The following is a 13,528-nucleotide window of genomic DNA, read 5'->3' as shown; positions in this document are numbered from 1 at the left end:
GATTCATCGGAAATCACGACTGCTCGACAGGTTGCCGCATGCGGATGATTGTTTTCAAGCCGTCGCTGTGTCCCGCCAACAGCCGCTCATAGGCAGCCGGAATGTCATCCAGGCCGATCTCCTGGTCGATCAGCGCCAACAGCGGTTCGCTGAGTTCACCTAGCATCCGCACCGCCTCGGGCAGCTCATCGGCAAAGGCGTGGCATCCCAGCAAGCCGATTTCGCGTTCGACCAGCGTATTGGGATCAATGTCGAGGCGGCCATGGAAGATGCCCACCATGGCGATCGTGCCGCCGGGATCGACAACGCCAAGCAACTGGTTGAGCGCCGCGACGCTGCCGGTCGCCTCAATGGCCGCGAGCAGCGGGGCATTGGCGGTTGCGGCGGCAACGGCATCTCGGTTCAGATCGACGATCCTGGCACCCGTCACCTGCGACACGCGGGCGCTGCGAGCTTGGTTGCGGTCGGCGACGAGCACGGTGCCGGCGAAGGTTCGCGACAGCAATAGCGCGGCAAGACCGCCGATCGGCCCGCAGCCGACGACCAGCACCGAGCCGGCCGTTTTCGGCAGGCGCCGCACCGCGTGCAGCGCCACCGCCAGCGGCTCGGCCATCGCCGCGACCCGCTCGTCGAGCCCGGCATCGATGATATGCAAGAGCCGTGCGGGCAGCACCGCCTGTTCGGCAAACCCGCCGTCGCAGACCTCTCCGACGAAGCCCAGTGACGCGCAGAGCTGCCGCCTGCCGCCATGACATTGCGCGCAGTCTCCGCACCAGAACCGAGAATCAGCGACCACCCTGTCGCCGACGGCGAAGGCGTCCACGCCCGCGCCGATGGCAGTCACCGTGCCGGTCAGCTCATGGCCGGCCGTCGAAGGCGACCGGCTTATCCACCGTCCCGTGCGGAAATTGTGCAGGTCCGAACCGCAAATGCCGGCGGCGTCGACCCTGAGCTTCACCCAGCCCGCACCCGGCACGCCTGGCGGGGCGATGTCCTCGACACGCAGGTCACCAGGTCCATACAGTCGTGCGGCCTTCATCGCGATCGCTTCCGCTCAGCCGGCGAGATAGCGGTCGCGGATTTCCGAGACCGCGTTCTCATGCGAGCTGAAGCCCTCGTAGCGGGCGAGCCTGCGGGCGTGCAGAGCGAGTTCCGGATAGGCCACCGAGGTGACATAGCCGATCGACGAGCGTTTGACGAAATCCGTTACCGAAAGCGGCCCGTAGGTTCGCGCCCAGCGGCTGGTCGGCAGTACAGCATTGGGACCGAGGACGAAGTTGGCAAGCGTCACCGGCGTGTGCGGACCCATCAGTATCTCGGCCGCCTCGGTGATGCGCCCGAGATGCGCGAACGGCTCCTTCGACAGGATCTCGAGATGTTCGGGCGCATAGTCGTTGATGAAGCGGTAGCTGTCTTCCAGCGACGCGGTCAGCACCATGCCGCCGCGCTTGCCGGTCAGCACGGCGCGCGAAAACTCGACACGCTGCTCGGTCATCCGCGACCAATGCTCGGGAAGTGCAGCGAGCGCTGCTTCTGCAACTTTGCGGCTGTGCGTCACCAGATAGGCCGAGGAATCCGGCCCGTGCTCGGCTTCGATCAACAGGTCGAGCGCGGCAAGGCCGCCGTCGACGCTGTCATCGGCAAAGATGATCGCTTCCGACGGGCCGGCCGGAAGGCCTGTGTTGATGACCGAGGACAGCACGCTCTTGGCCGCCACCACCCACGGGCTGCCGGGGCCGACGATCTTGAGCGCGGGCTTCACCGTCTCCGTGCCGTAGGCGACGGCGGCGACCGCTTGCGCGCCGCCGCATTTGTAGACGGTTCCCACGCCGGCGAGGCGCGCGGCGACCAGCGTTGCCGCGTCCACCGACCCATCCGGTGTCGGCGGCGTCACGATGGCGATCTGCGGCACACCGGCAATCACCGCCGGCACCGACGTCATCATCGTCACCGAAGGAAAGGCGCCCTTGCCGCGCGGAACGTAGAGCGCAACGGACGCGATCGGCGTGTACCGGTCGCCGGCATAGGCGCCCGGCCGGACTTCCTTGAGCCACATCGTCTCCGGCTTCTGCTCCTCATGGAAATGCCTGATGTTGTCGATGCCGAACTGGATGCTCTCGACCACATCCTTTTCCACCTTGTCGAACGCCGCTTCGAACTCGGCTTCCGACACCTGCAGTTCGCCCTCGGCGACATTGGCCTTGTCGAGTTCCCTGGCGAAGCGGATCAAGGCGGCGTCGCCTTCGTCCTTGACGGCCTGGATGATCGGCCGGACCTTCTCGACGAAGACCGTCAGATCGGCCTCGGCGCGCTTCAGCAGACTGGCGCGCTGGTCGGCATCGATGGATGACAAATCGTGGAAGCTGATGTCGGACATGGTTGCTCGTCTCCTGGAACTCTTGGAACGCAATGACGGTTGGCCCGTGGATGGCCATAGTTCTGCGGGTCGACAGGCCGACCGGGGCAAGGATCAAAGCCGTCGAGAGGCTTCACCCGGGCAAAAGTATATACATGTATGTATGACAGTCGCCAGCAGTTTTTCTATCGTCCTTCCCTTCGAAACTGCGGAGACAAACCTGCCTCCTCAGATCGAGGCGAGAAAGCCGCCATCGACCGGAATGGACTGGCCGGTTATGTAAGCCGCCGCATCCGAAGCGAGGAACACTGCGATGCCGTGCAAATCGGAGAGATCACCGAAACGCCGCTGCGGGATCTTGGCCAGCATGGAGTGCTGCCATGCCTCGTTGCTGTAGAAAACATCGGTCATCGCCGTCCTGAAATAGCCCGGCGCGATTGCATTGACCCTTATGCCGAGCTCCGCCCACTCCGCCGCAAGGGCGCGGGTCATGCCGAGCAGGCCCGACTTCGACGAGCCATACGGCACCGCGGTGGGGATTCCGACTTCGGATGTCAGCGAGCACAGATTGATGATGGCACCAGGACGGCCGGCATCGCGCATCTGCCGCGCGGCGGCCTGGGCGCAGAAGAACGCTCCCTTGAGATTCGTGTCGACGATCCTGTCCCACAGCGCCTCGTCGACATCGAGCGAGGGCCGCACCTCCTCCATCCCGGCATTGTTTACGAGAATGTCGAGACCGCCAAGCAGGCCGGCAGCCTCGTTGGTGGCTGCGCGGCAGCGGCCGACATCGGTGACGTCGAGAGCGATGGCGTGCGCCACTCCGCCGGCGGCGCGGATGGCTGCCGTGGTGGCCTCCAGCGAGGCCAGGCTGCGCGCCGTGACCGCGACGTCGGCGCCGGCAGCACTCAGCGCCTCGGCGATGCTGCGCCCGATGCCCCGGCTTGCACCGGTGACAAGCGCCTTCCTGCCGGACAGATCGAAGAGAGAAGCGTTGCGCATGTGATCCTCCTGATCGGTGTTGGCCTCGGCGCCGGTATCAATGCTATCAGATCGCAGGTTACATATACAAGCATATACAAAGCATTTCAGCTGCGGTACTGATGACGAAATCCGCTGCAAAGGAGCCCACCCGTGTCGAAAGCCTCGGATATGGTCCGCACCGAAGTCAACCGTTTGTCGCCCTACAATTCCGGGCTCACCATTGACGAGGTCATGGAGCGATACGCACCGGCCAGGATCGCCAAACTGGGCTCCAACGAAAACCCGCTCGGGCCCAGCCCGAAGCTAGCCACGACGATGCATGCCGGCTCCGAGATGTTCCGCCTCTATCCCGACCCCGCCGGGCGCAAGCTGCGCCAGGCGATCGGCGACAAATATGCCGTCGCCGAGGGCCAGATCATCCTCGGCAACGGTTCCGAAGACCTTCTCTCCGTCATCAGCCGTGCCGTGTTGCGGCCGGGCGACGCGGTCGTCACGCTCTATCCGTCGTTCCCGCTGCATGAGGACTACGCAACGCTGATGGGGGCGACCGTCAAACGCGTTGTCGTCAACGACGATCTCACCATCAATGTCGATGCGCTGGTCGAGGCGGTGCGCGAGCGGCCGCGCATGCTGCTGTTTTCGAACCCGATGAACCCGGTCGGCAGCTGGCTCTCCGGCGGCGATCTGTCGAGGGTTCTGGATGCGGTCGGCGACGAGACGCTGATCGTCATCGACGAAGCCTATGCCGAATATGCCAAGGGCGACGATTATGCATCGTCCCTGCCCTATCTCGAAAAGCTGGGCCGGCCCTGGATCGTGCTGCGGACCTTTTCCAAGGCGTTCGGTCTGGCCGGATTGCGGATCGGCTTCGGCATCGTCGGTGACCCGGAGCTGCGCGCGCTGCTCGATCGCGTCCGCACGCCTTTCAACGCCAACGCGATGGCCCAGGCGGCCGCACTCGCGGCACTGGCCGACGACGAACACCTTGCCAGGGTCGTCGCGCTGGCCAATGCAGAGAGAAAACGCGTCGAGACTTTCCTGGCGAGCAAGGGCCTCGATGTCGCTGCCTCCAGGGGCAACTTCCTGTTCTTCAACTGCCGGCAAGATGCTTCCGCCTTCGTCGAAGGCCTGCTGCGTCACGGCGTCATCGTCAAGCCGTGGAAGCAGCAGGGTTTTGACACCTATGTGCGAGTCAGCATCGGCTCGACAGCGGAGAACGACCATTTCATGGCCGTTCTGTCGGAGCTGTTGTGAATACACGCTTTGGTCGGGATTCGGACGGGCAAGTTGACCCGCGCCTTGCGGCTGCGATGTGCCAGTTCGGACACGATGTCACTCTGCGGTGCAGTTCGTTGAACGAAGGCAATAGATTTTTTGGGCTTCAAGCCGACAGCAGGCCTTAACTTTCGCGGCGTGGGTTTTTACATCTCGGGGGTCTGCAAACGATCGACGCTGAGGAGGCTCCCTTGCAGCAACCAGATGGCATCGCCGCCCGCCGATTGAGCATTCTCATCGAGCAATATGTGGAAGCGCGCAAAAAGCGCTACGACTATGTGTCGACCGAGCAGGCCTATCGGGCCATCCGGCAGGTCCTCAAACCCGCCATTCCCGATCGCGAACTCGACGACATGGTCGCCTCGCTTGCCGTGAAGAACGGCCTGGCGGTCGTTTTCGACCGCCAAACCAAATCGTCTGCCGATCATGTTCCTCGGGGCACAAGGCCCTAGATCAACGCAGGTCTGCAGGCGTCGAGCGCCACATCGATACGGGGCCAAACGGCCCCGTATCGATGTGCATCGCCGGAGCAACGAGCGATACACCCGCGCCGTAGGCCTGTGTGCCGCGAGCCGACGGGCGTGGCGGCTTCAGGCGGCAGTGCTGACCTTGCCCGGCTCAAGGATCGACTTGACCTTGTCGGCGACGGCGCGTCCCAGATCGGCGTTGTTTCCGGCAGTAAAATGGATGCCGTCAACACCATCCGTGGTGAGGTAATCGCCGGCATTGAGGAAATCGATCTTCATGAAATCCGCCATCGCCTTGTACTGCCTGGCCAGATCCCTGGATTTTTCGTGCCCGCCACCAAACATGCCCTCGAACCACGGATCGGGCATCGGGGTCAGCGGCGGCGGCGCAATGACCAGCGCCTTGGGAGCCGGATAAGGGGTGCCGATGCCGCCGGCACTGGTCAGGATCTGCCCGACCAGTTTCGCCATTCCATTGGCGATCTCATAAGGCGTCCGGCGGAAATAAGACTTGGTGTCGTTGGTGCCGAGCATGACGATGACCAGGTCGAGCGGCAGATGGCTGGCGATGGCCGAGGGCAGATAGTTCGCCCCGTTCAGGCGCGGATCGTTGGGGTCGTCGAGACAGGTCGTGCGCGCGCTCAGGCCTTCTTCGATGATGTGGTAGCCCGCCCCCAGCGCCGCCGCCATCACACCGGTCCAGCGCTGATCATAAGGGTAGCGGTAGGTCGGCGACCCTTCCTTGACCGGAACCCAGCCCCAGGTCAGCGAGTCGCCGTAGCACATGATGTTTTTTGGCGGTGACATCCATGTTTCTCCATCTGTTTGCAATTGTCTGAACGCCGGCGCACTTGCTCTTCGCCGTTTCAAATCAGGGGTTTCGCACGCGCACTCCGTAGAAGATCGCCGCGCCGAGGATGATGACGCCCTGCGCGATGAGCTTGCCGGGCTCGTCGATGCCGAGCACCGTCATCACCACGAACAGCAGCGCAAAACACAGCGCCCCGAAGAAAGGCCCCCAGACGCCGCCGTCGCCACGACCGAAGACGACGCCGCCGAGGATCGTTGCCGCGACCGCCAGGATCGGCAGGTCGAGGCCGATACGGACGCTGCCGACGGCGATGGAACCGGTCTGCACCAGGGCGGCGATCGCCGCTATCAGGCCGGCGAGCGTATGCGCCAGGATGACCGTGCGCTGGACCGGCACGCCGGAAAAATGCGCGGCTTCGGCATTCTCCCCGACCGAAGCGACGTAGCGGCCAAAGATGGTCCGCGACAGAAGCAGCCACACCGAAGCGGTCAGCAGGACCCAGAACAGCACCGGCGTCGGAACCGACAGGAATTTCGTGTTGTATAGGTCGTTGAACAGCTTCGGCACATCGCCGGGCGGATTGCCGCTCGACAGGAACTGCACCAGCCCGACCAGGATGATGCTGACCGCCAGCGTGACGATGACCGCCGACACCCGCCGGTTGCCGATCATGAAGCCGTTGAACAGGCCGATGACGAGGCCGGTGGCGAGCGCCAGCACGACGAAGAAAGGCATCGACGCGCCGGGGAAAGTGCCCGACGAGATGAAATAGTTGATGAGCAGGATGATGCCGCCGCCAGAGAGGTCGATCGACTTCACCCGCATGACGACGAGCTGCCCCAGCACCAGGATGCCGAGCGGCACGATCTGCCTGACGAAGATGCCCATGATGTTGAGGTTGAGCATGTTCGGCCGCGCGATCCACAGCGTCGCCAGCAGCACGATGAAGACAAAATAGGACGGCGGGATGCGCAGCAGACGCCGGGCGATCGGATTTGCGAGAACGGCGGCCATCGCTCAGAGCCCCATTTTCTTGCGGGATTGCAACCCGACCACCGCCAGCAGGATGCCGCCCTTGATCGCTGTCTGAACAAAGGGCGAGACGTTGGCGAGGTTCATGCCGTTAGCCAGCAGCGCCATGACCAGCGCGCCGATCACTGTGCCGTGCAGGCTGCCGATGCCGCCGGAGAGCTGGGTGCCTCCGAGCGCCACGGCGGTGACGGTATCGAGTTCGAAAAGCAGACCGACATTCGGATCGCCCGACACGATGCGCCCGGCCAGGAAGACACCGGCAGCGGCCGCGAAACAGGAGCAGACCACATAGGCAAGGATAATGTTGCGGCGGTCGGAGACGCCGAAATTGCGGGCAGCGCTTTCGGCGCCGGACGCGATGCCGCCGCCGATCGCAAACAGATGCAGCCCGTACCGGGATCCGTAGAGCAGTTTCCACGCTGCCAGGATCACGATGATGCCCCAGAAAACCGGATAGGGAATGCCGAGGAAACTGCCCGAGACGGCATCGATGACGATCTCCGGCACGGTGCCGCCGGAGACGGGCCGCAGGATGCGCGTGATGCCGAGCACGATGTACTGCGTCGACAGCGTCGCGATGATCGGATGGACGTTGAAGCGGGTGATCGCCATGCCGTTGATCAGCCCGATGAGTGCCGCCAGCACGAAGACCGCCGGGATCAGCACGATCGCCGGCTGGTCGAGCGCCAGCACCGCGGTGGTGAAGCTGATGACCGAGCCGACCGACAGGTCGAGCCCGCCGATGAGCACGACGACGAGCTGTCCTATCGCCGCGATGATCAGCGGCATCGCCTGGGCAACCAGGTTGAAGAGGTTCTCGGCCGTGGCGAACTGCGTCGTCTCGACGGTCAGCCACAGCGAAATGAGCAAGGCGACCAGCAGTGGCAGGCCCCACAGGCCTTGCCGCGTGTTCCGGCCACTCAGGATGTTGAAAAGCGAACGATGCATGGAGGCCCCTAATGCTGGCGCGCGGAGCCGCCCGTCAGGGCCGCGTCGAGGATCTTGTGTTCTGTCGCCTGCGCTGCCGGCATTTCGGCAACGATGGTGTCGTCATGGACGACGTAGATGCGGTCGCAGAGCCCGATCAATTCGATCGTCTCGCGCGACAGCACCAGCACGGCGCCGCCCTTGGCGATAAAGTCGCGCAGCAGGTGGTAGATCTCGGACTTGGCGCCGATGTCGACGCCGCGGGTCGGCTCCTCGACCAGCAGAAGATCGAGATCGGCGGCCAGGTAGCGGCCGAGCAGAACCTTTTGCTGGTTGCCGCCGGACAGGGAGCCGACCGGCGCGGACGGCCCTGCCGCCTTTATGTTCATGACCTCCATCATGCGAGCGATCACGTTTCGATACGGCCGCGCCGGCGCGAGCTCGGATCGCCTCGAATGCAATCCGATGGCGATGTTGTGGGCGATTGGCAAAGCGAGGAAGAGCCCCTCTTCCTTGCGGTCCTCGGGAACGAAGCCGACCCTCAGCTGCTGCAAATGGCGAACGCCTGATGATGGCGGGAGCGGCATTTTCAGCGCTTTGCCGTTGACGGAAATCGTCCCGGCGGAGGGATGATAGCGGCCGATCAGCGATCTCAGGAAGCGCTGCTGGCCCTGTCCCTCCAGGCCGGCCAGGGCGACGATCTCGCCCTTGTGCAATGTCAGCGACAGCGGCCGCGATGTCTCGGTGATCCTCAGGTTCTCGACGCGCAGGATCTCGTCGCCTTTGTTATCAGTACGATCGGGAAAAAGGTCCTGAAGCTCGCGTCCGACCATCATGGTGATGAGGTCGTCGGTGGTGATCTCGGACACCATTCTGGTGCCGACCAGTGCGCCGTCCTTCAGCACCGTCACCGTGTCGCACAGCTCGAAGATCTCCTCCATGCGATGCGAGATGTAGACGACAGCCTTCCCCTTATCGCGCAGCCGGCGGATGTTGCGGTTGAGCACATCGACATCGGCCGCGTTGAGCGCCGCCGTCGGTTCATCGAGGATGAGCACGCCGGCGTCGGCCTGGATGCAATGCGCGATCTCGACGAATTGCCGCTCGGCTATGGCCAGGTTTGAAACGAGTTGCGACGGGTCGAGCGTGAGGCCGAGTTCGCCAAGCGCCTTGGCGGTCTGGCTGCTCATCACCCGATAATCGATCGAGCCGAACCGGGTCGTCGGCTCCCGGCCCAGAAACATGTTTTCGGCGATCGACAGATTGGGCAGCAGCGAGTGCTCCTGGAAAACGGTCGAAATGCCGGCATCGAGTGCGGCTCGCGGCGATTTCAGATCGAGCTTCTCCCCGTTCATGAAGATCTCACCGGAATCGGGCTGATGCACGCCCGCCAGGATCTTCATCAACGTCGATTTGCCGGCGCCGTTCTCGCCCATCAGGGCGTGGACGCTGCCTGCCTTGAGATCGAGGGAAACGGAATGGAGCGCCCTGCTCCCTCCGAACGCCTTCGAAATGTGGGACATCTCGATAAGATTGGTCACGAAACCCTCGAACGAACCGGATTCGACAGATGGAATGGCCTGCGGGGAATGCTTGTCCACTCCCGCCAGCCACGGCGCCGTCACTTCTTGCCGTAATATTCCTTGAGCTTGTCTTCTGGCAGTTCGCTCGGCCACCAGACATTGGCGGTGAGGTCGTCGCGATAGTATTTTTTGGCCTTGTCCTGGTCCCATCCGTCGGGATTATAGACATAGCGTTTGTAGAGCTGATTGCCTTCCAGAAGGGCAACGGCGGCGCGCACGCCGGCCGCACCTTGGGCGGGGCTGTATTCCGGCGAGATCGACTTGAACCCGTCCGTGATCCACTGGCCGAAATAGCCATTGTTGCCCTCGCCCGAAATCGGCGGAACGGGCGTGCCGAACTGCTTGAAGACATCGACGCAGGCGCGCGTCATGTCAGCGCCGGACGACCAGATGCCGTCAACCTGTGGGTTGTTCAGATAAAGCGTCTCGCACAGCTTCTTGGCCTTGTCGTACTGCCAGTCACCATGCTCCTCGGCGATGATCTGCACATGGGTGCCTTTAAGTGATTCCAGTAAGCCGTTGTAGCGGTTGGTGTCTTCCGGATGGCCGGCCAGGCCACGCAGGACCCAGATCTTGCCGTTGTCGCCGACGGTCTTGACCAGCCAGTCGCCCATCACCTTGCCGAAATGCTCGGCGCCGCCCTGGATTTCGGTGGTGTAGGCGTCGGAATCGATGCGGCCGGTGTGAAGGATGACCGGGATGCCGGCGGCGACCGCCTTGGCGATGCTGGCATTGGCCGATGTGCTGGTCACCGGCTGAACGATGATCGCGTCGACATGCTGCGCGATCAGGTCCTCGATGTCGGCCACCTGCTTTTTCTGGTCGAAGCCGGCATCGAGCAGGATGAATTTCGAGATGCGCTTGTCCTTGGCCGCGGCGTTCTCCGCCTCATGCGCCACCTGTACTGTCCAGGTGTTGGCGTTGACGCCGAAGTCGCTCATGCCGATGACCCAGGGCGGGTCCTTCTTGAACGCACCGGCCGCGGTCATGCGCGTGTCGTCGGGGCGCGGCGCCACGCCGTCCATCAGCTTGATGTCTTCCGCATGCGCCAGCGACGTCACGGCAAGCGTGGACGCAACGAGCATCCCCAGGCCGACGGTTTTCAGCAATCCTAACATTAAACTCTCCTCCTTGTGGTTGCCCCGGCCTACGAATTCGTATGGCCGGCCGTACGAATGCGTACGGCCATGAGACGCTCTCCCAATGCATGCTCGTTGTCGCAAACCGACCGATGCACGCAATTCTCCCGCCCCCGAACACATGCGTGCCGAAGCCCAATTCCTGCTGGACGATGATGACGGTCGAGAACTCCTCCGGGCACTTTAGAAGCACAGCGGATTCGCCCTGTCAATAGTTAGTCATGTTGAATGACTATTCCCTTGCTTGCCTTTCATCGCTCCTCTATCCATCATGATTGGCGCTCGCCGGCTTCGGCGCGCTGTCAGTCCCGGCGGGAAAAACATGCGATCAGTCTTGTGCTACGGCGACTCCAACACGCACGGCCAGATCCCCGGCAGGGGGCCGCTCGAGCGCTATGGGCCGGGTGAACGCTGGCCGGGGATATTGCGTTCTCAGCTAGGCCCCGACTGGTATGTCATCGAGGAAGGATTGAGCGGCCGCACCACCGTCCACGACGACCCGATCGAGGGCGCCCACAAAAACGGCAGAACCTATCTTCGCCCCTGCCTGCAGAGCCATGCGACGCTCGACCTCGTCATCATCATGCTCGGCACTAACGATTTAAAGATCCGCTTCAACAAGCCGCCGTCGGAAGTGGCGATGGGGATCGGCTGCCTCGTCTACGACATCAAGGAGCTGGCGCCTGGGCCAGGCGGCTCGACGCCCGAGATCATGATCGTGGCGCCGCCGCCGATGCAGGACGACGTCAAGGAATGGAAGTCCATCTTCGCCGGTGCGCCGGAGAAATCGCGCCTGCTCGCGCTCGAGTTCGAGGTTCTAGCGGACTCGCTCGAACTCCACTTTTTCGATGCCGGCTCGGTGGTCTCGTGCAGCGAAGCGGACGGCTTTCACATCGATGCCGAGGCGCACAGATTGCTGGGCACCGCACTTGCCCGCGCGGTCGATGCCATCGGCTGGAGCCGCTCGACATGAGCAACCATACCGCCGCGAGGCAGCGCGCTCTTACCGACGGGGCGACCCTTGCCTGACATGAGGTTCGCACCACCTAATCCCTTGCGCATCGCCGATCGTGCAAGCGGGCTGAATGCGTTGAGCGTCCGCAGCTACAATGAGCGGCTGGTGCTGTCGCTGCTGCTTCAGAACGAGGGCATTTCGCGGATGGAAATCGGCGAAAAGACCGGCCTGTCGGCGCAGACGGCCTCGGTCATCGTCCGTTCGCTCGAGCAGGAAGGCCTGGTCTCGCAAGGCGAAGCGCAGCGCGGCCGCGTCGGGCCGCCCACCATCCCGCTTTCACTCAATCCGGAGGGCGCCTATGCGGTTGGCGTCGGCTTCAGCCGGCGCAGGATCGACATCGCACTCATCGATTTCATCGGCACCGTGCGCTTCCACACGCAATTGCCGGCGGATGAAGCCAATCCCTTTCCGCAAAGCAGCGATCTGTTCGGCGCGATCAGGCAAGCCATGACCAGCCTGCCGGTCGAGGCGCGCAGCCGGGTTGCCGGCATCGGCCTGGCCGTTCCCGACGATGTCGACACGATGGCTGCAACCCGCAACGGATCGAGCACCTCGCTGAAAGCCTTGCAGGGGGAGATCGAGGAACAGATCAAGCTGCCGGTTTTCGTGCAGAACGACATCACCGCGGCGGCCGGCGGCGAGAGCATGTTCGGCGTCGCCAAGCCGCTCAACGACTATTTGTTCTTCTATCTGGGAGCACGGCTGCAGAGCAGGCTCATCCTCAACCACCAGATCTACAAGGGAAACTCCAGCGCCAGCTTCGATCATGGCCTTGTGCGCCTGGAAAGCGAACTGACCATGCGCGGGCGCCCGTCCGAAATCATCTGGAGCAGCAGCCCCGAGTGGCCTGACCTTGGCGAGGCCTACAGCGAATGGCTAGGGGAATGCTCCAACCGCCTGAAAGCCTCTATTTCCGCACTGACCCAGTTTGTCGAATTCAGGACGGTCGTCCTGTCCAGCTACGCGCCGCAGAAGATCGCCAAGGCCTTGTGCGCCGACATCGGCCGGGAATTCCCCGGCATCGAAGCGCTGCCCGCGCGGGTCAGCATCAGCCCGAAGGCCGTCGGCGCGGCAAGCCTGCCATTCAGTTCGCGCTTCATGATCCAGTGATCGAGCCGAACCGGCGTTGCCGGTCGGCCGATTACGGGCTCTCTGCAGGTCCATCGATGATTTTCAAATGACAAGGCGATTCCGCTTGCCAGGACGCCTCACTTAATAGCATGTTAAGTGAACCCTGAGATCGCCATGAAAATCGCTGCGGATCACGCACTCAACGACAATGCCGCAACCAGCGCCGAAGCGCGCCGCTCGACGGTATTGGGCGATCGCATCAAGGCCTATCGCACCACGCGGCGCCTGACGCTGCGCCAGCTCGGCGACATGATCGGCACCACCGCCAGCTTCCTGAGCCAGCTCGAGCGCGGCCTTTCGGGTGCCAACACCAGCACGCTGATACTGATCGCCAACGCGCTCGGCATCAGCCTCGCCGATCTTTTCGACGAACGCGAGGTGTCGCCGCACGCGGTGCTGACACGGGCCGAACGGCCGGCGCTGCCGACCAGCGAAGGCTACCGCAAGACGCTGCTGTCGCGCCGGCCGATCCGCGAGATGGAAGTCTATTGCGGCGAGTTCGCCGTCGGCGGCTCCACCGGCGACGTGCCCTACACGCATGGCAACGCGAACGAGATGTTCCTCGTGCTGCGCGGACGCGTGCAACTGACGCTCGGCGACGAGAGCTTCACGCTCGAAGAGGGCGACAGCATCGAATATTCGACCTCGACGCCGCACCGGACGATCAATGTCGGCGATACGGTGGCCGAAGTGCTGTGGATCATCGCGCCGCCGACAAGCGGCGCCGTCGACCTCGACCAATATGTAGCCCGGAAAACGCTCGCGCCCGGTCTGCCAAAATCAAACAGCGAGCCATCGGAGGGTTAGA

Annotated in this window: 13 protein-coding genes; 5 read left to right on the top strand and 8 right to left on the bottom strand. The window is 63.3% G+C overall.

All coding sequences use genetic code 11. From position 1 onward, the window contains the following. Positions 1–13: 13 nt before the first annotated feature. From EJ079_RS18255 to EJ079_RS18240, 3 genes are all read right to left on the bottom strand, one after another. The gene (locus EJ079_RS18255) at positions 14–1,039 is read right to left on the bottom strand and encodes a zinc-binding dehydrogenase (protein ID WP_127809702.1); all 1,026 of its coding nucleotides are present in this window, start codon (positions 1,037–1,039) and stop codon (positions 14–16) included. Between the two features lie 15 nt (positions 1,040–1,054). Continuing rightward, positions 1,055–2,377 carry a histidinol dehydrogenase gene (gene hisD / locus EJ079_RS18250; RefSeq protein ID WP_127809701.1) on the bottom strand — a complete coding sequence of 441 codons (1,323 nt, stop codon included), beginning with the start codon at positions 2,375–2,377 and terminating at the stop codon, positions 1,055–1,057. 207 nt (positions 2,378–2,584) lie between these two features. After that, entirely contained in the window at positions 2,585–3,358 is a 774-nt protein-coding gene (locus EJ079_RS18240) for a 3-oxoacyl-ACP reductase family protein (RefSeq protein WP_127809700.1), read from the bottom strand. A gap of 132 nt (positions 3,359–3,490) precedes the next feature. On the opposite strand from EJ079_RS18240, the gene EJ079_RS18235 reads away from it, so the two are divergent. Both EJ079_RS18235 and EJ079_RS18230 read left to right on the top strand, forming a co-directional pair. Further along, complete coding sequence (locus EJ079_RS18235) at positions 3,491–4,594, top strand: histidinol-phosphate transaminase (protein ID WP_127809699.1); 1,104 nt, start codon at positions 3,491–3,493, stop codon at positions 4,592–4,594. A 212-nt stretch (positions 4,595–4,806) separates the two neighbouring features. Beyond that, on the top strand, positions 4,807–5,067 hold the full coding sequence (locus tag EJ079_RS18230) for a hypothetical protein (RefSeq protein ID WP_127809698.1): 261 nt from the start codon (positions 4,807–4,809) through the stop codon (positions 5,065–5,067). Positions 5,068–5,205: 138 nt separating this feature from the next. Here EJ079_RS18230 and EJ079_RS18225 read toward each other — a convergent pair whose 3' ends face one another. The 5 genes from EJ079_RS18225 to EJ079_RS18205 all read right to left on the bottom strand — a co-directional run bounded on the left by EJ079_RS18225 (position 5,206) and on the right by EJ079_RS18205 (position 10,553). After that, positions 5,206–5,889, bottom strand: coding sequence for an SGNH/GDSL hydrolase family protein (locus tag EJ079_RS18225; protein ID WP_127271777.1), 684 nt, complete (start codon positions 5,887–5,889; stop codon positions 5,206–5,208). Positions 5,890–5,953: 64 nt separating this feature from the next. Beyond that, positions 5,954–6,907, bottom strand: a complete 954-nt coding sequence (locus tag EJ079_RS18220; protein ID WP_127272456.1) for an ABC transporter permease — start codon at positions 6,905–6,907, stop codon at positions 5,954–5,956. 3 nt (positions 6,908–6,910) lie between these two features. Continuing rightward, positions 6,911–7,873, bottom strand: coding sequence for an ABC transporter permease (locus EJ079_RS18215; RefSeq protein ID WP_127382428.1), 963 nt, complete (start codon positions 7,871–7,873; stop codon positions 6,911–6,913). 8 nt (positions 7,874–7,881) lie between these two features. After that, positions 7,882–9,393: a sugar ABC transporter ATP-binding protein gene (locus tag EJ079_RS18210; protein WP_127811358.1), complete on the bottom strand. Its 1,512-nt coding sequence runs from the start codon at positions 9,391–9,393 to the stop codon at positions 7,882–7,884. A gap of 80 nt (positions 9,394–9,473) precedes the next feature. Continuing rightward, a complete protein-coding gene (locus EJ079_RS18205) occupies positions 9,474–10,553 on the bottom strand; it encodes a substrate-binding domain-containing protein (RefSeq protein WP_127271056.1) in 1,080 nt (359 codons plus the stop codon). A gap of 343 nt (positions 10,554–10,896) precedes the next feature. Between EJ079_RS18205 and EJ079_RS18200 the strand changes: the two genes are divergently transcribed. The 3 genes from EJ079_RS18200 to EJ079_RS18190 all read left to right on the top strand — a co-directional run bounded on the left by EJ079_RS18200 (position 10,897) and on the right by EJ079_RS18190 (position 13,527). Beyond that, on the top strand, positions 10,897–11,547 hold the full coding sequence (locus tag EJ079_RS18200; RefSeq protein WP_023809404.1) for an SGNH/GDSL hydrolase family protein: 651 nt from the start codon (positions 10,897–10,899) through the stop codon (positions 11,545–11,547). 57 nt (positions 11,548–11,604) lie between these two features. Next, positions 11,605–12,699, top strand: a complete 1,095-nt coding sequence (locus EJ079_RS18195) for an ROK family transcriptional regulator (protein ID WP_127811357.1) — start codon at positions 11,605–11,607, stop codon at positions 12,697–12,699. A gap of 135 nt (positions 12,700–12,834) precedes the next feature. After that, positions 12,835–13,527: an XRE family transcriptional regulator gene (locus EJ079_RS18190; protein ID WP_127809697.1), complete on the top strand. Its 693-nt coding sequence runs from the start codon at positions 12,835–12,837 to the stop codon at positions 13,525–13,527. The last annotated feature ends 1 nt before the right edge of the window (position 13,528 follow it).

It is taken from the genome of Mesorhizobium sp. M7A.F.Ce.TU.012.03.2.1, from assembly GCF_004006095.1.
Classification (GTDB): domain Bacteria; phylum Pseudomonadota; class Alphaproteobacteria; order Rhizobiales; family Rhizobiaceae; genus Mesorhizobium.
This window is presented reverse-complemented; position numbering and strand designations above follow the sequence as displayed.